General features: G+C 53.5%; 19 protein-coding genes, 1 tRNA gene and 1 pseudogene. 10 read left to right on the forward strand and 11 right to left on the reverse strand.

Translation table 11 applies throughout. The features are described from left to right. Positions 1-144: 144 nt before the first annotated feature. The 8 genes from ychF to ACTH3S_RS06790 all read right to left on the reverse strand — a co-directional run bounded on the left by ychF (position 145) and on the right by ACTH3S_RS06790 (position 7,155). Positions 145-1,236 carry a redox-regulated ATPase YchF gene (gene ychF / locus ACTH3S_RS06755; protein ID WP_441808253.1) on the reverse strand — a complete coding sequence of 364 codons (1,092 nt, stop codon included), beginning with the start codon at positions 1,234-1,236 and terminating at the stop codon, positions 145-147. A gap of 114 nt (positions 1,237-1,350) precedes the next feature. Beyond that, on the reverse strand, positions 1,351-1,944 hold the full coding sequence (gene pth, locus ACTH3S_RS06760; protein WP_441808254.1) for an aminoacyl-tRNA hydrolase: 594 nt from the start codon (positions 1,942-1,944) through the stop codon (positions 1,351-1,353). Positions 1,945-1,965: 21 nt separating this feature from the next. Beyond that, positions 1,966-2,616, reverse strand: coding sequence for a 50S ribosomal protein L25/general stress protein Ctc (locus ACTH3S_RS06765; RefSeq protein ID WP_441808255.1), 651 nt, complete (start codon positions 2,614-2,616; stop codon positions 1,966-1,968). Between the two features lie 186 nt (positions 2,617-2,802). Continuing rightward, a complete protein-coding gene (locus ACTH3S_RS06770) occupies positions 2,803-3,753 on the reverse strand; it encodes a ribose-phosphate diphosphokinase (RefSeq protein WP_441808256.1) in 951 nt (316 codons plus the stop codon). A gap of 52 nt (positions 3,754-3,805) precedes the next feature. Next, positions 3,806-3,880, reverse strand: a tRNA-Gln gene (locus ACTH3S_RS06775). A gap of 19 nt (positions 3,881-3,899) precedes the next feature. Continuing rightward, a complete protein-coding gene (gene ispE, locus ACTH3S_RS06780) occupies positions 3,900-4,763 on the reverse strand; it encodes a 4-(cytidine 5'-diphospho)-2-C-methyl-D-erythritol kinase (protein WP_441808257.1) in 864 nt (287 codons plus the stop codon). Then, positions 4,760-5,395, reverse strand: coding sequence for a lipoprotein insertase outer membrane protein LolB (lolB, locus tag ACTH3S_RS06785; protein ID WP_441808258.1), 636 nt, complete (start codon positions 5,393-5,395; stop codon positions 4,760-4,762). Before lolB ends, ispE begins: the two co-directional genes overlap by 4 nt. After that, a complete protein-coding gene (locus tag ACTH3S_RS06790; RefSeq protein WP_441808259.1) occupies positions 5,395-7,155 on the reverse strand; it encodes a tetratricopeptide repeat protein in 1,761 nt (586 codons plus the stop codon). The genes lolB and ACTH3S_RS06790 overlap by 1 nt, the downstream gene beginning before the upstream one ends. A 247-nt stretch (positions 7,156-7,402) precedes the next feature. Between ACTH3S_RS06790 and hemA the strand changes: the two genes are divergently transcribed. The 4 genes from hemA to moeB are packed head-to-tail and all read left to right on the forward strand — an operon-like array spanning position 7,403 to position 11,372. Further along, a complete protein-coding gene (gene hemA / locus ACTH3S_RS06795; RefSeq protein ID WP_441808260.1) occupies positions 7,403-8,692 on the forward strand; it encodes a glutamyl-tRNA reductase in 1,290 nt (429 codons plus the stop codon). After that, on the forward strand, positions 8,689-9,777 hold the full coding sequence (gene prfA / locus ACTH3S_RS06800) for a peptide chain release factor 1 (protein ID WP_441808261.1): 1,089 nt from the start codon (positions 8,689-8,691) through the stop codon (positions 9,775-9,777). Before hemA ends, prfA begins: the two co-directional genes overlap by 4 nt. Further along, positions 9,767-10,633 (forward strand): peptide chain release factor N(5)-glutamine methyltransferase, encoded by an 867-nt coding sequence (prmC, locus tag ACTH3S_RS06805; protein ID WP_441808262.1) that lies wholly within the window; start codon positions 9,767-9,769, stop codon positions 10,631-10,633. The genes prfA and prmC overlap by 11 nt, the downstream gene beginning before the upstream one ends. Continuing rightward, positions 10,623-11,372 carry a molybdopterin-synthase adenylyltransferase MoeB gene (gene moeB, locus ACTH3S_RS06810; RefSeq protein WP_441808263.1) on the forward strand — a complete coding sequence of 250 codons (750 nt, stop codon included), beginning with the start codon at positions 10,623-10,625 and terminating at the stop codon, positions 11,370-11,372. Before prmC ends, moeB begins: the two co-directional genes overlap by 11 nt. On the opposite strand, the gene phrB is transcribed toward moeB, so the two are convergent. Beyond that, on the reverse strand, positions 11,369-12,778 hold the full coding sequence (gene phrB, locus ACTH3S_RS06815) for a deoxyribodipyrimidine photo-lyase (protein WP_441808264.1): 1,410 nt from the start codon (positions 12,776-12,778) through the stop codon (positions 11,369-11,371). The two genes, moeB and phrB, sit on opposite strands and share 4 nt — an antisense overlap. Before the next feature lie 157 nt (positions 12,779-12,935). On the opposite strand from phrB, the gene ACTH3S_RS06820 reads away from it, so the two are divergent. Genes ACTH3S_RS06820 through ACTH3S_RS06845 form a run of 6 tightly spaced genes read left to right on the forward strand, consistent with a single transcriptional unit; the run spans position 12,936 to position 17,548 of the window. Further along, the gene (locus ACTH3S_RS06820; protein WP_441808265.1) at positions 12,936-13,745 is read left to right on the forward strand and encodes a hypothetical protein; all 810 of its coding nucleotides are present in this window, start codon (positions 12,936-12,938) and stop codon (positions 13,743-13,745) included. A gap of 51 nt (positions 13,746-13,796) precedes the next feature. Continuing rightward, positions 13,797-14,657 (forward strand): mechanosensitive ion channel family protein, encoded by an 861-nt coding sequence (locus ACTH3S_RS06825; RefSeq protein ID WP_441808271.1) that lies wholly within the window; start codon positions 13,797-13,799, stop codon positions 14,655-14,657. Next, on the forward strand, positions 14,638-15,129 hold the full coding sequence (locus tag ACTH3S_RS06830) for an ATP-dependent zinc protease family protein (protein ID WP_441808266.1): 492 nt from the start codon (positions 14,638-14,640) through the stop codon (positions 15,127-15,129). The genes ACTH3S_RS06825 and ACTH3S_RS06830 overlap by 20 nt, the downstream gene beginning before the upstream one ends. Positions 15,130-15,133: 4 nt before the next feature. Further along, positions 15,134-16,039, forward strand: a complete 906-nt coding sequence (gene rimK / locus ACTH3S_RS06835) for a 30S ribosomal protein S6--L-glutamate ligase (protein ID WP_441808267.1) — start codon at positions 15,134-15,136, stop codon at positions 16,037-16,039. 3 nt (positions 16,040-16,042) lie between these two features. Then, positions 16,043-17,107, forward strand: coding sequence for a succinylglutamate desuccinylase/aspartoacylase family protein (locus tag ACTH3S_RS06840; protein WP_441808268.1), 1,065 nt, complete (start codon positions 16,043-16,045; stop codon positions 17,105-17,107). Positions 17,108-17,122: 15 nt separating this feature from the next. Further along, complete coding sequence (locus ACTH3S_RS06845) at positions 17,123-17,548, forward strand: secondary thiamine-phosphate synthase enzyme YjbQ (RefSeq protein WP_441808269.1); 426 nt, start codon at positions 17,123-17,125, stop codon at positions 17,546-17,548. Between the two features lie 38 nt (positions 17,549-17,586). On the opposite strand, the gene ACTH3S_RS06850 is transcribed toward ACTH3S_RS06845, so the two are convergent. After that, entirely contained in the window at positions 17,587-17,919 is a 333-nt protein-coding gene (locus ACTH3S_RS06850) for a YnfA family protein (RefSeq protein ID WP_441808270.1), read from the reverse strand. A 24-nt stretch (positions 17,920-17,943) separates the two neighbouring features. Beyond that, positions 17,944-18,312: pseudogene (locus ACTH3S_RS06855) on the reverse strand (MgtC/SapB family protein); the annotation flags it as partial. Between the last annotated feature and the right edge of the window lie 62 nt (positions 18,313-18,374).

The following is an 18,374-nucleotide window of genomic DNA, read 5'->3' on the forward strand; positions in this document are numbered from 1 at the left end:
GGCATGGTTGGTATCCTGAGAGCGGTACGTTAATAGTACTTAGCTTACAGGGTGACAACTGGTTGTCAATATCGCTTCGCTTATACTGCGGCTGGGCGGGAAAGAGGCTGCGCAGTCTTTCCTGCGCAGCCTCAGTCATTTCACTTAAACGTTAAAGCGGAAGTGGATAACGTCGCCGTCTTTAACGATGTATTCTTTGCCCTCCAAGCGCCATTTCCCGGCTTCCTTTGCCCCGGCTTCGCCGTTGTATTGCACGAAATCGTCATAGGCGATAACTTCAGCGCGAATAAACCCGCGTTCAAAGTCTGTGTGGATAACTGCCGCGCCCTGCGGGGCAGTGGCACCGATCTTAACTGTCCAGGCGCGTACTTCCTTTACGCCGGCTGTGAAGTAGGTCTGTAGGCCTAGCAGGCTGTATCCTGCGCGGATAACCCGATCAAGTCCTGGCTCTTCCATGCCCATTTCACCCAGAAACATGCTCTTCTCGTCGTCCTCCAGCTCTGAAATCTCGGACTCGATTTTATTGCAGATGGGAACGACAACGGCGTTCTCTGCGGATGCAATCTCGTGCACGGTATCCAGATACGGATTATTTTCGAAACCATCTTCACTAACGTTAGCAATGTACATAGTCGGCTTGATAGTGAGCAGGCATAGCTCGCGGATCAATAATAGTTCGTCTTTATCTAGCCCCATGCTTCGCACCGGCTTGCCTTCGTTCAATACCGGCAGCAGGCGTTCAAAAATTTCAATCTGAGCTTTTGCTTCTTTGTCACCGCTTTTGGCAATCCGTTGTACGCGCTTGATTGCTTTCTCTACGGTGTCCATATCTGCAAGGGCAAGCTCCGTATTGATGATCTCAATATCGGCGGCCGGATCGATTTTGTTAGCAACGTGAATAACGTTGGGGTCGTCAAAACAGCGCACTACGTGGGCAATGGCTTCAGTCTGGCGAATGTTGGCCAAGAACTGGTTGCCCAAGCCTTCACCTTTGGATGCGCCGGCTACAAGGCCTGCTATGTCCACAAATTCCATGGTCGTAGGCACGGTACGTTGTGGATTGACGATTTCCGCAAGCTTGGTAAGCCGGGGGTCAGGCATGGCGACCACGCCAGCGTTAGGCTCGATGGTGCAGAACGGGAAGTTTTCCGCGCCAATGCCTGCTTTGGTCAGTGCGTTGAACAGGGTGGATTTGCCGACGTTAGGAAGGCCGACGATGCCGCAGTTAAAACCCATGAAGTGCCTCTGCTGGTGCTAGAAAATTTGGCCGGATTATACCGGTGTCCGGCAGCAGGTGCGAGTAAGTGATAACAGGGGTGGCGGATTAGCCAACAGTGCAGCCGAAAAGGCTCAGGCAGTGGTAGTCTTGAAGCTGTGCAAGCGATTCATGGCAGCGGCGAGGTTGCCGGAGGCTGCGTCGGGTAAAACCCGCATGGTTTCGTCGAATACTGCACTCAGGTCTTCTGTTTCGCGCTTGCCTAGGCGGCCCAGTACGTAGCCGGTTACTTTGCGACTGTCGCCGGGGTGACCAATGCCAATACGTAGCCTTTGGAATTCATTGGTGCCCAAGTGGGCGATGGTGTCTCTTAGGCCATTGTGTCCGCCATGACCTCCGCCTTTTTTAAGCTTAGCGGTGCCAGGGGGGAGGTCTAGCTCGTCGTGAGCGATCAGAATCTGGGAGGGGGAAATCTTAAAAAAGTCCGCGAGGGCTTTTACAGACAGGCCGCTGCGGTTCATAAAGGTAGCGGGGTTCAGTAGGTGAAGCTCAATGCCTTGCCACTGAATGCGGGCATAGTGCCCGTGGTATTTCTTTTCGGGGCGGAGCAACTGACCCGCTTCACGGGCCAGTGCTTCAACGAAGAGGGCGCCGGCATTATGACGGGTATTCTCGTAATCAGAACCGGGGTTACCCAGCCCAACCACCATGACAATATCCTGTGCCATCTGCCAACGCCTCCGGAGTGATTACTCCTTGCTTTCGCCTTCTTCGCCTTCGCCTTCAGCTTCGTCTTCAGCTTCGTCAGCCTTGACGCCTTTCGGCTTGCTAACAGACACAACAGCTTGGTCGTGCTCGCCGTCGTGTTGCAAGGCTGGAATACGAACGCCTTCTGGCAGCTTAAGATCGCTCATGTGAACAACCTGATCCATCTCGACATCAGCCATGTCGATTTCGATGAACTCGGGCAGGTGCTTAGGCAGACAGGCTACCTCAACCTCGGTCATCAGACGGAATGCAACGCCACCAAAGGTTTTGATTGCAGGGGCAGTGTCTTCGTTCAGCAGGTGTAGCGGAACCTGAACAACTATTTCCTGATCTTTCTTAACGCGTTGGAAGTCCGCGTGGGTCAGCAGAAGCTTGTACGGGTGACGCTGAAGATCCTTCAGGATTACGCTCTCTTTCTTGCCATTCAGTTCAATGGTCAGGATGTGAGAGAAGAAGGCTTCGTTTTCCAGAGCTTTTTTCAGCTCGTTGTGCCAGATGGAAATCGGAGTGGCTTCTTTACCAGCACCGTAGATGATGGCTGGAATTTTACGTTCTTCGCGACGCAGGCGGCGGCTCGCACCTCTCCCCTGGTCGTCACGAGGAAATGCTTCAATAACAAAGTCCTGAGACATGGTTTGTACCTCAATCGTCACCTGAACTGCCCGCGACCAGGCGTTGGGACAGGTGATGTTTCCGAAAAGCCGGATGTTTCCGGCTGACTAAAAGAGTCGGGAGCCTGTTTAGGCTCCCGACTCGGTATCTTCTTGAAGACTTTCAATAACGTTTTGTTTTTCCGAGGATTATGGCCTGCAGCCTACTCAGACATTCTCAAACAAGGCGCTAATAGATTCTTCGTTGCTAACGCGGCGAATGGATTCCGCGAGCAGTCCAGCCATGCTGAGGGGGCGGATTCTATCACAGTTTTTCGCTTTTTCACTCAGTGGGATCGTATCGCATACAACGAGCTCGTCCAGATCTGAGGCGTTAATGTTCTCAATAGCGGGGCCGGATAGAACGGGGTGAGTGATATAAGCCACTACCCTGGATGCGCCACGTTCTTTCAGGGCATTCGCCGCTTTGCACAGGGTGCCTGCGGTATCCACAATATCGTCGACCAGAATGCAGGTCTTGTCTTTAACGTCACCAATGATGTGCATAACCTGGGATACGTTAGCCTTCGGGCGACGCTTATCGATAATGGCTAGATCGGCATCGTCCAGTCGCTTGGCAACGGCCCGGGCACGTACAACGCCGCCTACGTCCGGAGATACGACGACGAAGTTCTCGAATCGTTGCTTCTCGATGTCTTCAAGCAGAACCGGAGTAGCGTAGATGTTATCTACCGGTACGTCGAAAAAGCCCTGAATTTGGTCTGCGTGAAGGTCTACGGTCAGTACACGGTCAACACCGATGCTGGAAATCATGTCTGCAACGATTTTGGCGCTGATGGCAACCCGGCTGGAGCGCACGCGGCGATCCTGGCGAGCGTAGCCGTAGTATGGAATAACTGCCGTGATACGTGATGCGGAAGCGCGGCGCAGGGCGTCGGCCATCACGATCAATTCCATCAGGTTGTCATTGGTGGGGTAGCACGTGGGCTGGATGATGAAGACATCGTGGCCGCGTACATTTTCATTAATTTCTACGGTGGTTTCGCCATCGCTGAAGCTGCCTACGGTGGCTTCTCCCATAGGGATGTGGAGTTTTTTGGCGATAGCGTGGGCAAGCTCTGTATTGGCGTTGCCTGAGAAAATCATCAGTTTTGACACGATGGCATCCTTCTCGGTTTCGGCGTTTGAATCAGAAGAATCGGGAGAAAAATGGCTGGGGTGGCAGGACTCGAACCTGCGCATGACGGGATCAAAACCCGTTGCCTTACCACTTGGCGACACCCCAGTATCGTGCTTCTTTGGCATCATTTTAGCTCTGCTAGCTTTTGGTGAAGAGGTGAAACGTTCACCCCTTTAGCTACGAACCCTACGATGCCGGAAGGTTTGCTTTCCCAGATGATCCGGGTTGCGGATTCTGTAGGGAAACGTCCAAATATGCAAGCCCCGGTTCCGGTTAATCTTGCAGGTCCGAATTGTGTGAGCCATTCCATGCTCGTGTTGACTTCAGGATACAGTCTTCTGACTACATCTTCACAGTCGTTTCGGTACCTCGAGGCGTCTCCCTCAAAAGCGGGCGCTATTCTGATTCTAGGGGTGTCCCTTGTCAAGCCTTGCGCTGAAAATATCTTTCCGGTGTTGATGGTGCAGTCAGGTTTTAGCACCAAAAACCAGTCTTCCGGAGGGTGGGCCGGGGTCAGTTTTTCTCCTACACCTTCACCAAAGGCAGCGTGGCCGCGTACAAAAACCGGTACATCTGCGCCGAGAGATAGGCCCATTTCTGCCAGCTCATCAAGCCCGAGATTGAGCCTCCACAGGTGGTTTAATCCTAGCAGTGTAGTGGCCGCATTTGAGCTTCCGCCGCCAAGCCCTCCTCCCATGGGCAAGCGTTTTTTGATGGCAATGCTGACGCCAGATAGCTCCCCAGGGGCCTTTTTTGTAAGGGCTAGGGCTGCCTTGATTATTAGGTTATCTCCGTCTGGAACGCCGGGGATGGGGGTTTCTAGGCGCACCCCGGGGCGTTCTGGGGTCAGAGTCAGGGTAATGTCGTCGCCGTAATCAAGAAACTGAAACAGCGTTTGGAGTTCGTGGTAGCCATCTGGGCGTTGGCCAATAATGTGCAAAAAGAGGTTCAGTTTAGCCGGTGAGGGCAGCGTGATAGACCCTGTCACGGGGTTAGGTCCCGCCAGCTGCTTACAACCACGCGTACCCGCTTCTGCTCTTTCACTGCGGTAATTCTCGCAGGTAAGGCGGGTTGGTCACCTTGTGGCTCGTGCCAGCGGTCGTAACGAATCTCCCAGCCAGCCTGTCGAATCATCGCCAGTTCATCTTTATCATCAAACAGTAGGCGGAAATCGCCATCCGGTGCCGGTAGGCCGCGGATCCACCATGTCAGGCTTTGTAGCGGCAGTTGCCAGCCGGTTGCGGCCTTCATCAGGGCGTCTGGGTCGCCAGAGCGATATGTCTCACCGTTCGAGAGTGTCAGCTCAATGAACCCGGGCACGCCTTTCAGGGACGTGCTGCCCATTCCGAGAAAGGACGATGATAGTGCGAGATCGTAGGCTTCGCCTTGTTGTATCCAATGATTGATGATGGCAGTGCCACTGTCTGAAGGCTGGCGTACGGCCAATTTGCCTAGCAGTTGCCAGTGGTCGAACTGTCTGAGTTTTGCGGAGCGATCCTGCCAGTCGGCTGGCGGCTGATCGGTCAGCCCCTCTGGTAGCGGCTCTAGCTGAATGGTTGTACAGGCGTTGAGACCTACGATTAGTAACAGGGCAAGGCATGTGCGAAAAAATCTCTGCATCACTTGTCACCATTGCGGGTCAGTCGTTCAATGGTTTCCTTCAAAACCGTTTGGTCGGCATCCTGTTCAAGCCCTTCCTTCCAGATAATCTGGGCCTGTTCTTTTGCTCCGCTTAGCCACAAGGCTTCGCCATAGTGGGCCGCGACTTCTGGGTCTGGGTAGGCTGCCCAAGCGCGGGATAAGTAATCCAGTGCGGGTTGGATTTGGCCTTCCTGAAGAAGAATCCAGCCCATGCTGTCTAGAATTGCGGGGTTTTCAGGGTCCAGAGCCAGGGCCTGTTCAATGTAGCCGCGGGCTTCCTTCAGCCGATCCGTTCGGGTTGAGAGTATGTAACCCAAGGCGTTAAGGGCAACTGCGTTTTCAGCGTCCTTCTCAATAATCCGTTTAAGGTCTGCCTCAGCTTTGCCTGGTTGATTTAGGGCGTCGAATAGCATGGCCCGTGCATAGCGGATTTGTATGTTGTCTGGGTGCTCTTCAAGTGCGTCAGAAGCTGCTTTGAGGGCTTCCTGTTGCATTCTCTGGTCGAGCAGGAGATTGACCTCAAGTAGCCAGAAATTTTCTGCCTGCTCAGGGTTAACGCTACGCATAGTGCGAATGTTTTCTAGCGCCTCATCCAGCTTGCCTTCTTCGGTAAGTAGTGCGCTGGCTCGGGCCAAGGAGGGGAAGTAATAGTTGCCCTGTTCCACGCTTTGGTAGTATCCGATGGCTTGCTCTGTGTTGCCGGCCTCGTCTTCAATTCTACCAAGGTAGTAGCTGGCTTCGCTGATGTGGTGGCCTTGTTCGGTTAGTTGAGTCAGCTCTTCTTTAGCAAGATCGAGCTCTCCGTTTTCTAAGGCTACAAGTGCGTGTGAAAGCCGTATGCCGGGATTATCCGGATAGCGCTCTGCCAACCGGCTGAATTCGTCTTGGGCGGCTTGCAGCTCGCCTTCACTGATCAGCATGCGCCCATAAAGTGTGCCCATCTGGCGGTTTGCTGGGAAGCGACGGGTATTTACCATCAGGTGCTCAAGGGCTTCGTTCTCTCTGTCTGTCTGATACAGAAGATCGCCCTTCAGGATGATCGCCGGCTGAAAGTTGGGTTGGGCGGCAAGTAACGGCTCTAGGCGGTTGAGCGCCGTTTCAGGGTCGCCTGTGATTTTTAGCAGCAAGGCAATGCTGTATTCCAGTTCCGGGGTGTCTGGGTGGCGGTTTGCCATCTCTTCATACAGCGCCAGCAGTTCCTTTTGCTGTTCTGGTGGTAGGTTTCCGGCCATGGCTGCAAGGCTGTCGAAATCTGCGTCTTCACCTTGGTCCAGAATTTGTTCCATGTACCCTAGGGCGGCTTCAAGTTCATTGCGTTTAACCGCTTGAATGGCAGAAACCCGCAATGCTTGAAGGTTACCTGGGTCTACTTCAAGCCATAATTGAGCTATTTGTTTCTGGGCGTTGTCGCCGTTGAGCGACTGGGCAATGCGCATGGCCCGCTCAATCACTTTTTTGTCTCGGGATTGCTGTGCAGCCCTTAGGTAATTAACAAGCGTAACGTCGTACCGGCCCCGCTGCGCGGCAATTTCTGCTGAAAGCAGCAGGTATAGTGTTTCTGGCTCAAAATCTGCGTACTCTATGGGCGGCTCGCTGTTCATCTGCCCGGAGTTTTCGTGGGTATCCGTGGCAGTTGTTTCATCAGCAACAGGCGAATGCCCAGAACCGGTTATACTGGCACAACCTGACAGTGATAGGCCGAGTAGACAGGTAACCAAAAGTGGTGCGGATTTGTGCATGCAACTTCCCGTGATTTGTTGGCTACGCACTCTGAATTACCCGGAATCCTTCCCTTTTTTGAGCTGAGTAGGGCTCCGGTGTGCGCCGATTCCCTATAATGGCATAAGCTCCTGTTCTTGCCCAACCTGTCCGCACTTCCCGAAGCGCAGGTGGTTTTGGGTGGCAGCTGAAGGCTTCGGCCGCTAAAATGCCTGCAAAATGGTGTTCATATGCACAGCCACCTGATGAGGATTGTAAAATCAAGAAATGGCACTGCTAACGCTGGGAATCAATCATCGCACCGCCCCTATTGAACTAAGGGAACGGGTTGCGTTTACGCCTGAGCGTATGTCAGAGGCGTTTGTAGAGTTGCGGGCGGCGTCTGGCGCTAGTGAAGCTGCAATTCTTTCAACCTGTAACAGAACCGAGCTTTACCTTGCCGGCGATGCCGACTGCGCGCCCTTGGTATTGCGCTGGCTGGCTGGTTTTCACGATCTGGATGCCGCTGAGCTTGAGGACGTACTTTACATCCACCGCGACGCAGATGCCGTACGGCACATGATGCGCGTTGCGGCTGGGCTAGATTCAATGGTTCTGGGCGAGCCACAGATTCTTGGCCAATTAAAAGATGCCTATGCTCTGGCCCGGGAACACGGGGGGAGTGGCTCTTTTCTCTCTCGCATGTTTGAGCACACATTCTCCGTTGCCAAGCGTGTTCGCACGCAGACCGCCATTGGCGAAAACCCGGTTTCTGTTGCCTATGCTGCCGTAAACATGGCTCATCGGATTTTTGCGGACATGTCGCGTAACAAGGCGTTGCTGATCGGTGCGGGTAAAACCATCGAATTGGTTGCCCGCCACCTCGCCGATGCGGGCGTGAAGAATTTTATTGTAGCTAACCGCACGCTCGAACGAGCGCAAACCGTGGCACAACCCAGAGGTGGCCGGGGCATTCTGCTTTCGGAAATTCCAGATTATCTGGCCGATGTGGATATCATCATTTCCTCCACCGCCAGCCCCTTGCCGATTCTTGGTAAGGGTGCGGTTGAGCGTTCTCTAAAGAAGCGCAAGCATCGGCCGTTTTTCATGGTGGATATTGCCGTGCCTCGGGATATCGAACCGGAAGTGGCGTCCCTGGCCGATGTGTATCTTTACACCGTGGATGATCTGCGCCAGGTTATTGAAGAAAATGTTCGTACCCGAGAGGGTGCGGCCCGTGAAGCTGAAAATCTTATAGCAGGCGGTGTGCAGGAATTCCTCAGCCAGCTCCGCGCACTGGATGCGGTTTCCACGTTGAAACAGTTTCGACAGCGTGCGGAAGTGTTGCGAGATGTAGAAACAGAAAAAGCCCTGCGTTCCCTGCGAAATGGCGGCGATCCCGAAACTGCTTTGCGCAGCCTTGCACGGGGCCTTACAAACAAACTCCTGCACGAGCCATCTATTCAGGTTCGTAAGGCCACCACCGAAGGGCGCGTCGAGGTGACCGAATGGCTGAGAGAGCTGCATCAGCTTGATGTGTTGGACGCAGACGTAACGACCACCCCGGAAAAACTATGAAATCATCAATACAGTCCCGCCTCGAGCAGCTTGTTGAACGCTTCGAGGAGGTGAGTGCTTTGCTTAGCGATCCTGCCACCATTGCCCGCCAGGACAGGTTCCGGGAGTTATCCCGGGAGTTTGCCGAAATTGAGCCGGTTGTGCAGTGCTTTCAGTCTTGGAAGCAGTCGCTCGACGATATCAGCGAGGCCAAAGAGCTGGCCAAAGACGGCGATGCAGATATGCGCGAGATGGCCGCCGAAGAGCTGGGCATTGCCGAGCAGAAAACCGAAGAGCTGGATGAAGAGTTACAGCGGTTAATGCTGCCGAAAGATCCCAATGATGGCAAAAACGTATTCCTGGAAATCCGTGCAGGCACTGGCGGTGATGAGGCGGCCATTTTCGCTGGCGACTTGTTCCGCATGTATAGCCGGTACGCTGAGCGTAAACGCTGGCAGATCGAAGTGCTGAACGAGAATGAAGGTGAGCACGGCGGTTACAAAGAAATTATTGCCCGGGTTGCGGGTGACGCTGTGTATGGCGCACTAAAATTCGAATCCGGCGCACACCGGGTGCAGCGAGTGCCAGAAACTGAATCCCAGGGTCGTATCCATACCTCGGCCTGCACGGTGGCCGTTATGCCCGAGGCGGATGAGTCCGAGGCTATTGAGATTAACAAGGCAGACCTACGGGTAGATACGTTCCGCGCCTCCGGCGCCGGTGGTCAGCACGTAAACAAAACCGATTCTGCCATCCGAATTACGCACGTGCCAAGCGGCATTGTGGTGGAGTGTCAGGAAGAGCGTTCGCAGCATAAAAACCGCGCCAAAGCCATGAGCCTTCTGAATTCAAGACTGCAAAATATTGAAACCGAGCGCCAACAAAAATCCATGGCAGAGACTCGCAAAAGCCTCGTGGGAAGCGGCGATCGCTCTGAGCGCATCCGCACCTACAATTTCCCCCAAGGCCGGGTAACCGACCATCGAATTAACCTCACGCTGTACAAACTTGATGATGTGATCGCTGGCGATCTGGGCTCTATGGTTGTGCCTCTTCAACAAGAGCATCAAGCGGAGCTATTGGCCTCGCTTTCTGATGATGAGTAAACCATTACTGACTTGCGAAGTTTTGCTGGGTGAGGCAGTTGCCATGATTGGTGGCGAAACACCACGGCTGGATGCCGAGTTGCTGCTTAACCATGTTAGTGGCCTCAGCCGCACCAGTTTTCGCGCGTTTCCCGAGCGCGAAGTGGGCGCCGCCGTTGTTGCAGAGTTTGAGCGTTTGGTTGCCCAGCGCATTGAAGGTATGCCGGTTGCCTACCTGCTGGGCCACCAAGAATTCTGGTCACTTCCATTCAAAGTGAGCAGCAGTACGCTGATCCCCAGGCCAGATACCGAATGCCTGGTGGAGCAAGCGCTGGCATTATCCTTACCGGATGATGCGAAGGTGCTCGATATGGGCACCGGCACTGGCGCCATTGCCTTGGCATTGGCCAGCGAACAGCCAAACTGGCTAATCACGGCTTGCGACCTACAAGAAGATGCGATTGCACTGGCCCAAGCCAATGCCCGCGAATTGCGGTTGCCGGTGAATGTTTTTCAAAGCAGCTGGTTTGCCGGCTTGCCGACCGACCGCTTTGACCTGATTGTTTCCAACCCTCCTTACATAGCCTCTGACGATGACCACCTTGGCGAAGGCGATGTACGTTTTGAGCCTGCCTCTGCGTTGGTGGCCGGTGTAGATGGGTTAGATGACATTCGCCAGATTGTGGCGGAAGCACCCGCTTGGCTGAACAACAACGGCTGGTTGCTGCTGGAACACGGTTTTGATCAAGCCAGTGCGGTTCAGGCATTGTTTTCTGAGCGTGGGTTTACCCAGGTAAAAAGCCGGAAAGATTATGGCCGCAACGATCGAATGACACTGGGTCAGTGGGCCCAACAAGGAGCCGACCATGCTGAGTGATGAAGAGCTTCTGCGTTTTAGCCGTCAGATTCTAATGCCACGATTCGACATTGCCGGCCAGCAAGCCTTGAAATCCGCCCGGGTAGTGGTGGTTGGTTCTGGTGGTTTGGGCTGCCCGGTTGCGCTGTATCTTGGTGCTGCGGGGGTGGGCCACTTAACACTGATAGACGATGACGTGATTGAGTTGGCTAATCTGCAGCGCCAGATAGCGTTTGAAACCGCGCAAATTGGTGAGCCCAAAGCAGAAACCTTGGCTGCCCGTGTGCGCAGTATCAACCCGGGTGTGTCTGTATCCGTAGTTAACCGTCGCCTCGATCAGGACGATTTTGCCCATGAAGTTGCCAACGCAAGCGTGGCGCTGGATTGCTCAGACAATTTTGCGACAAGGTTTGCCCTTAACCGTGCCTGTGTAGCGGCTGGTGTTCCGCTGATCTCGGGCGCAGCTATTCGGGGTGAAGGCCAGCTCAGTGTTTACGATAGCAGACAGCCAGATTCCCCCTGTTATCATTGTCTGTACCCAGAGCAGGGCAATGAAGACCTGACTTGTTCCGAGGCTGGGGTAATTGCGCCACTCGTCGGCATGATTGGTTCTGTTCAAGCCATGGAGGCCATTAAGGTTATTTCTGGCGTTGGTAGGCCGCTTGTGGGTCGTCTGCTGATTCTGGATGCCTGGGAAATGCAGTGGCGTGAAATGAAGCTAAGCAAAGACCCTGATTGCCCTGTTTGCTCCTCAGTTTAGTTTTTTAGCGCCTGAAATCTGGCTATCGCCTCCTTTCTACTTTCCTTCAGATCAACGATCGGCCTAGGGTATCCACTGGGGATAACGCCCCCTTTAGACGGATCGTGGATGCGCTTGTTATCCAGCTTTGCCAGTTCAGGCACCCACTCGCGGATAAACTCTCCCTTTGGATCAAAACGTTCGCTCTGGGTAACCGGGTTGAACACCCGGAAGTAGGGCGCCGCATCGGTGCCGGTGGACGCGCTCCATTGCCAGCCGCCGTTGTTCGAAGCCAAAAAGCCATCCACCAGTTTGGACATGAAGTAGGCCTCGCCCCGCCGCCAATCGATAAACAGGTTTTTTGTCAGAAACATTGCCGTAACCATGCGCAGCCGGTTGTGCATCCAGCCGGTTTGGTTAAGCTGGCGCATGGCTGCGTCAACCAAGGGGATGCCGGTGTTGCCGGATTTCCACGTTTCAAAGTGCTGGCTTGGGTCATTCCATCGCAGCGCTTCGGTTTCTGGCTTATAAGCGCGATGCATGCTCACCCGTGGGTAGTGATACAGAATGTTGATGTAGAAATCCCGCCAGGCAATTTCGTTTATCCAGGTTAACAATCCTTCCTGATTACCTCCCATGCTCTGCGCCTGTCGTGCTGCAATCAGGCATTGACGGCCCGAGAGCACGCCGTTGGCCAAATACGGTGAGAGCTGGCTGGTGCCATCAAAGGCGGGGAAGTCTCTTTGCTCTTTGTAAGCGCCTCCGTCTTCATTAAGAAAGCGCTCCAGTTGATCCTGTGCCGCATCCTCCCCAGTTTCTACCAGTGCTGGCGGCGCGTTTTCAAAACCTTCCGGAATGTACGTTATGCGTTCTGGCTGTATAGCTTCGCCTTGGGCTTTGGGTATCGGATAGAGCGTTGGCTGGTTGTTGTCAATCCACTTGCGCCAGCGGCGAGAAAACGGGGTAAACACGGAGTAGGGCTCACTCTGACCGGTCAGTATTTCGCCAACGGGGGCCGCGGTCTGGTCACGATACTTGCGAGTTGCAATGCCAAGCTCATCAAAGCGATGTTTCACTGCCTTATCGCGCTTGCGCTCATTAATGCCATACTCTTCATTAAAGTGGAGTTGGCGTACGCCGTGCTTTTGGCAGTGGTTTTCTAGCGCTGTAATGCTGTCGTTGAAGCGGTCAGCGCTTATGAACGAAAGCGCTATGCCTAGCTTTGCCAGTTCTTCAGCCAATGCATTTGCGTGAGCTACAACAAACTGAACCCGTGCTGGCGACCAGTCGTGTTCCTGCCATTGTGCCGGTGTGAGAATGAAGCAGGCGCGAATGTGTCCGGTTTTACTGGCCTCTTCACAGGCAGCGGCAAGCGCTGGGTTATCGGCCGTTCGCAGGTCGTTTCTGAACCATACCAGTTGTGTCATTGGCTATTCCGTGTCGGGTTCCGGGCTTTGAAAATACGGGTAATTACATCGCCATCAGGCCATAAAATCACATAGTTAGATATTCGTTCGAACGCATCGTTTGGATTATAGTTGTCACAATATTAGCAGCCGTAATCGTGGGAGATTTACATCGTTTATGGACAATCAAACAGAAAGCCGGCGTGATGGTGTTTGGGGCCAGACATACGAGTTTGTTTCTGGTCAAACCCAGCACCATAAGCTTGGACATGTGCGGCTGTGGGTGACTCTGTTGGATACTGAATGGCAAATTCGCACGGAAACCCGGCCGCCGGAGACCGAGCCAGTAGGCTGGACAGAATCTATTGGCGATAGCCTGCCACATACAGATGTATCCCTGCAGCGATTTATTCGAGAAGGGGACTCGTCAACCGTCACCTTTATACCTGCGGTGGCGAAACTGCCCACAGTGATCCGCCCTTACCAGGCGCTAACCATTCCGAGCGGGGCGCGGTGCACGATTTATGTTGGCGTGGTGGTATGGATGAGAGTGTGTGTTGGGCCGAAGCAGACTGTGCTGGCAGAGGTTCCTCTGGCAGTACCCTCCTATACATGGGTGGGGCGCAATACCATGGAAGGCGAACTGTGTTATTCGTCGGCCAGTTATGCACGTTTGGTACTGGAGGCGGTTCCCAAACGACCTTGGCGCGCGGTAACCCCGGTTACTATTATTAATCGCCGGCCTGAGGCACTGCTGTTGGAGCGTTTCAGTCTGCCGACACCGTTATTGTCTCTGCACCAGAATGATCGGGGGCAACTGTGGACGCCAGGCGTGGTTGTAGAAATGGAAACCGACATGATTTCCGCAAGCTTGCATGTCGATCAGGCGCTACCTGTGGCCGCTGGCGCCTGCGACCAAGTGGCTCCTGCCCGGGAAAAGGCCGCGAGAGGGCGATTAGTGCGGGCTATTGACCGGGTGTTTGGCTAGAGGAATTGCTGCGAATTAACCATAGTGGTTGAAGGTTTGAAAACAGGGGCAGTGAATGTGTTTACCGATATAGCTTGGGGGCAATGGATTAGCGCTGGCTTTTTACTGGTGCTGGGGTCGATTCTTGGATCACTGGCAGCGCGCAGTGTAGCGCGGGTGATGTCTACACGTAGCTCCCGCCACCATACCGTTATGTTCCGGCGGTTGGTGTTTTACGTCATCTTTATACTGTTTGGTGTAGCGGCACTGCGAGAGGCTGGGTTCTCTCTGGATGTAGTACTGGGCGCGGCGGGTATTCTTACCGTCGCCATTGGCTTCGCCTCGCAAACATCTGCCTCCAACATGATTAGTGGGCTGTTCCTGTTGGTGGAAAAGCCTTTTGAAATTGGCGACGTCATCGAAGTGGATGTCACCAGGGGAGAAGTCGTAGGCATAGATATGCTTAGCGTAAAGCTGCGTACCCGCGACAACCTTTATGTGCGTATCCCAAACGAAACGCTAATTAAGACCCCGGTGGTTAACCGGTCTCGGTTTCCGATACGCAGAATCGACCTTCAGGTAGGTATTGCCTATGCTGAAGATGTCCAGAAGGTAGAAACGTTGTTGTTGGCATTGGCTGAAAAAGATCCGGTTTGTTTGGAGGAGCCGAAAGCATTTGTTTTGGTCACCGCGTTTGGCCCTTCATCGGTGGATCTGCAATTCTCTTTCTGGGTGCCAAAAGACAAAGTGCTTGAAGGTAAAAGCGGCATGCTCGTTGCCATCAAGAAAACCCTAGATGGGGAAGGTATAGAAATACCCTTTCCCCATACAAGTATCTATGCAGGCAGTCATTCCGAGCCCTTCCGTGTGCAACTGATGGGTCTGGAGCAAGCCACTGAAAAGGAACGGTTGGATGTCCACAAAAACAGCTGAAGTTATTAGTTCGGATGTGCCGACATCGGCGGAAAATAAAGTCAGCCTGGGCTGGCGAGAATGGATAGCATTGCCAGATCTGGATATTAAGCAGATCAAAGCAAAAGTGGATACCGGTGCCCGCACCTCCTGTTTACACACCTTCCGAACGGAACCCTACACAAAAGACGGCGAGCGCCGGGTGCGGTTTTGGGTTCACCCGGTTCAGAATGATCTGCACCAGGTGGTGGAGTGCGATGCCAAAGTTCTTGATGAGCGCGATGTATCAGATTCTGGTGGCCATAAAGAATTGCGGTTGGTTATAGAGACCACGCTGGTGGTTGGCAGTGAAAGCTGGCCTATTGAAATGACACTAACAAACCGCGACTCCATGCGGTTCCGTATGCTACTTGGGCGTACCGCGATGGCGGGCCGCGCGACCATTCACCCCGAAGCTTCCTACCTTGCCGGGGAACCGACTTTTAAGGCCTGAAAACATGAAAATTGCAGTTTTGTCCCGTAATCGACATTTGTATTCCACCCGCCGTCTGGTGGAAGAGGGCGTTAACCGTGGCCATGAAGTGAAGGTGATTGATTGCCTGCACTGCTCCATGAACATTACTTCGGCCAGTCCCCGCATACACTATCATGAGGAAGTACTGGAGAATTTTGACGTTGTGGTTCCTCGTATCGGGGCTTCCGTTACTTTTTACGGCACGGCGGTGTTGCGCCAGTTTGAAATGATGGGCACGTTCCCGGTAAACGAGTCAGTTGCCATTACCCGCTCCCGAGACAAACTACGTTCTTTGCAATTGCTTGCCCGCAAGGGTGTAGGCATGCCGGTAACAGGCTTTGCCAACAAACCAGACAACGTGCCAGAACTGCTGAAAATGGTGGGAGGTGCACCCGTGGTGATCAAGCTCCTTCAGGGTACCCAGGGCATAGGCGTGGTGCTGGCAGAAACGCGTACGGCTGCAGAAAGTGTGATTGAGGCTTTCATGGGCCTTAAAGCTGATATTTTGGTGCAGGAATTCATCAAAGAGGCCGGCGGTGCGGATATTCGTTGTTTCGTAATTGGCGATAAAGTCATCGCCGCCATGAAGCGCCAAGGCGCTGAAGGTGAGTTTCGCTCTAATTTGCACCGTGGAGGCAGTGCTTCCTTGGTTCGCATTACACCGGAAGAGCGCAAAACCGCCATTACCGCAGCCAAAGCCATGGGCCTGAACGTAGCCGGTGTTGATCTGTTGCGCTCAAGCCGAGGGCCTCTGGTGATGGAAGTAAACTCCTCGCCCGGCCTGGAAGGTATTGAAAACGCCACCGGAAAAAACGTGGCGGGCATGATTGTTAACTGGATTGAAAAAAATCATGCGCCTTGGCGCACAAAAACCAAAGGCAGAGGTTAATCGATGGCGCGAGCGCCCTTTGAAATGGCTGGGGTACAGGTTCAGCCTGGCACCCGGCAAACCATAGAAATTCCCGTGGCAAAGTTGTACACCCATACGCCCTTGACCATACCTGTAGAAATTGTACACGGGCGCAGGGATGGCCCGGTATTGATGGTTTGTGGTGCAATACACGGCGATGAAATCTGCGGCGTAGAAATTGTGCGTCGCGTGTTGACCAACTCAGCGCTTCGACATGTGCGCGGTACGCTGGTGGCCGTACCTATCGTAAACATCTTCGGGTTCTTGCAGCGCACCCGTTACTTGCCAGACAGGCGCGACCTTAATCGGTGTTTTCCCGGCACCGAATCTGGCTCCCTGGGCGGGCGAATTGCTTATCTGTTGCGTACCCAAATTATGGAGCACGTAAGCCATATCATTGACTTGCACACGGGCGCGGTTAACCGCTTCAACCTGCCGCAAATCCGTGCAGAGCTAAAAAACCCGGAAACCACCCGAATGGCTGAAGCCTTTGGCGCGCCGGTCATTATTAACGCTGGCCTGCGCGATGGCAGCTTGCGGGCCTATGCAGACTCCCTGGATATCCCTGTTATCACCTACGAAGGTGGCGAAGCCCTGCGCTTTGACGATGTGGTTATCAGCAGTGGCGTAAAAGGCGTGATGCGCGTGATGCGCGAACTGGAAATGTTGCCGCCCCTGAAAGGCCGGAAAACCCCAAAAAAACGCTCGGAAATTGCTGCCAACTCCCAGTGGGTGAGGGCAGACATAGACGGCATTATGCGGCCCGTTGCCAAGCTTGGCCAAAAAGTGCGCAAAGGCCAAAAACTGGCCATGGTGGCTGATCCTTTTGGGGCGTCCGAAACGGCCATTATTTCACCCTGTTCTGGCATCGTAATTTGTGTAAACAATTTACCCTTGGTAAATGAGGGAGAGGCGATTTACCACATCGCACGGTTTGATGAATTAAACGAAGCAGAAAAAGCCATGGATTACTTCCGTAGCACCTTTGATGCGGAGACGACCGAAGCCGCTTTGCCCATGCACCCTTGGGATGACCTTCAGAAATAACAGACAGGAGTTGTCATGATCTGGGATCAGACATTTGTTGAGCTGGCGCCCCTGCCACGAGGATTTCACTTGGTAACCAATGAAATTCTCGCTCAAGCGCCAGATATGACCAACTGCGAAGTAGGGCTGCTGCACCTGTTTATTCAGCACACCTCGGCTTCGCTGGCGGTTAATGAAAATGCTGATCCAGATGTGCGCGGCGACTTGGAGCGCCACTTTAACGTGATGGTGCCAGAACGTGCGCCGCACTATGAGCATGTTATGGAGGGCCCAGACGACATGCCGGCCCATATCAAGAGTGTACTTATTGGCCCTTCACTCACATTGCCCGTGCATCACGGCCGCTTGGCGCTTGGGACTTGGCAGGGCTTGTATCTATGCGAACACCGGGATAGCGCCGATAGCCGCCGAATTGTGGCAACGCTACAAGGGCGTTGGTGAGAGCAGGGCACTCGGTGGGTGAGCATCGCAGTAACCGGTTATGTGGTGCGAGGCGCGAACATGATAATGGCCATGCCCAACAGCGCCACCGCAGACCCCACGATGTCCCATGTGGTTGGCCGAACTCCGTTAACGGTCCATAGCCACAAAATCGCCATGAAAATATAAACACCACCATAAGCCGCATAAACCCTGCCCGCAGCAGTTGGATGCAGTGACAGAAACCATACGAACGCGACCAAGCTCAGCGCGCCAGGCACTAGAAGCCAGACTGTTTTGCCTTCCCGAAGCCAGAGATACGGCAAGTAGCAGCCGACAATTTCCGCAAGTGCAGTGATAAAAAATAAGCCAACAGTTTTCAGTTCAGGCAAAAAATACTCCTTGGCAGCAACACGTTATGAGTTGGTTTTTTTAAAGGGTTTAGAGAGATGAAAAATAGTAAACCCGACAACCGATAAGATAACTGCGATTTCGTAACGGCTATAGGCTACTGATATCCCAATGGCTGCTGTGACCCATAAACCGGCTGCGGTTGCGGTACCCTGTGCACCCTCTTGGTTTTTAAAGATAGCCCCGCCACCAATAAAACCCATACCCGTGATGATGCCGTACATAACTCGTGCCTCGGCGTCGGAGCCTGTATACACGTCCATACCAACAAGCATAAAAGCGCATGATGAAATAGAAACTAAAGGAAATGTCCGTAACCCGGCGCTATGGTTATTCAGCTCTTGGCTGAGAGCTATGGGAAGTGATAGTAGAAATGTAACCCCTAGTGTAACGTTCGGTTAATTCGCTCATTTATTATCAATTAAACTCAGCTTTG

It is taken from the genome of Marinobacter sp., assembly GCF_052094685.1.
Taxonomy (GTDB): Bacteria; Pseudomonadota; Gammaproteobacteria; order Pseudomonadales; family Oleiphilaceae; genus Marinobacter.

Coding starts and splice junctions, on each gene's coding strand:
- ychF (WP_441808253.1), bottom strand. CDS start 1,236: ATGGGTTTTAACTGCGGCATCGTCGGCCTTCCTAACGTCGGCAAATCC.
- pth (WP_441808254.1), bottom strand. CDS start 1,944: ATGGCACAGGATATTGTCATGGTGGTTGGGCTGGGTAACCCCGGTTCT.
- ACTH3S_RS06765 (WP_441808255.1), bottom strand. CDS start 2,616: ATGTCTCAGGACTTTGTTATTGAAGCATTTCCTCGTGACGACCAGGGG.
- lolB (WP_441808258.1), bottom strand. CDS start 5,395: ATGCAGAGATTTTTTCGCACATGCCTTGCCCTGTTACTAATCGTAGGT.
- ACTH3S_RS06790 (WP_441808259.1), bottom strand. CDS start 7,155: ATGCACAAATCCGCACCACTTTTGGTTACCTGTCTACTCGGCCTATCA.
- hemA (WP_441808260.1), top strand. CDS start 7,403: ATGGCACTGCTAACGCTGGGAATCAATCATCGCACCGCCCCTATTGAA.
- prfA (WP_441808261.1), top strand. CDS start 8,689: ATGAAATCATCAATACAGTCCCGCCTCGAGCAGCTTGTTGAACGCTTC.
- prmC (WP_441808262.1), top strand. CDS start 9,767: ATGATGAGTAAACCATTACTGACTTGCGAAGTTTTGCTGGGTGAGGCA.
- moeB (WP_441808263.1), top strand. CDS start 10,623: ATGCTGAGTGATGAAGAGCTTCTGCGTTTTAGCCGTCAGATTCTAATG.
- phrB (WP_441808264.1), bottom strand. CDS start 12,778: ATGACACAACTGGTATGGTTCAGAAACGACCTGCGAACGGCCGATAAC.
- ACTH3S_RS06820 (WP_441808265.1), top strand. CDS start 12,936: ATGGACAATCAAACAGAAAGCCGGCGTGATGGTGTTTGGGGCCAGACA.
- ACTH3S_RS06830 (WP_441808266.1), top strand. CDS start 14,638: ATGTCCACAAAAACAGCTGAAGTTATTAGTTCGGATGTGCCGACATCG.
- rimK (WP_441808267.1), top strand. CDS start 15,134: ATGAAAATTGCAGTTTTGTCCCGTAATCGACATTTGTATTCCACCCGC.
- ACTH3S_RS06840 (WP_441808268.1), top strand. CDS start 16,043: ATGGCGCGAGCGCCCTTTGAAATGGCTGGGGTACAGGTTCAGCCTGGC.
- ACTH3S_RS06845 (WP_441808269.1), top strand. CDS start 17,123: ATGATCTGGGATCAGACATTTGTTGAGCTGGCGCCCCTGCCACGAGGA.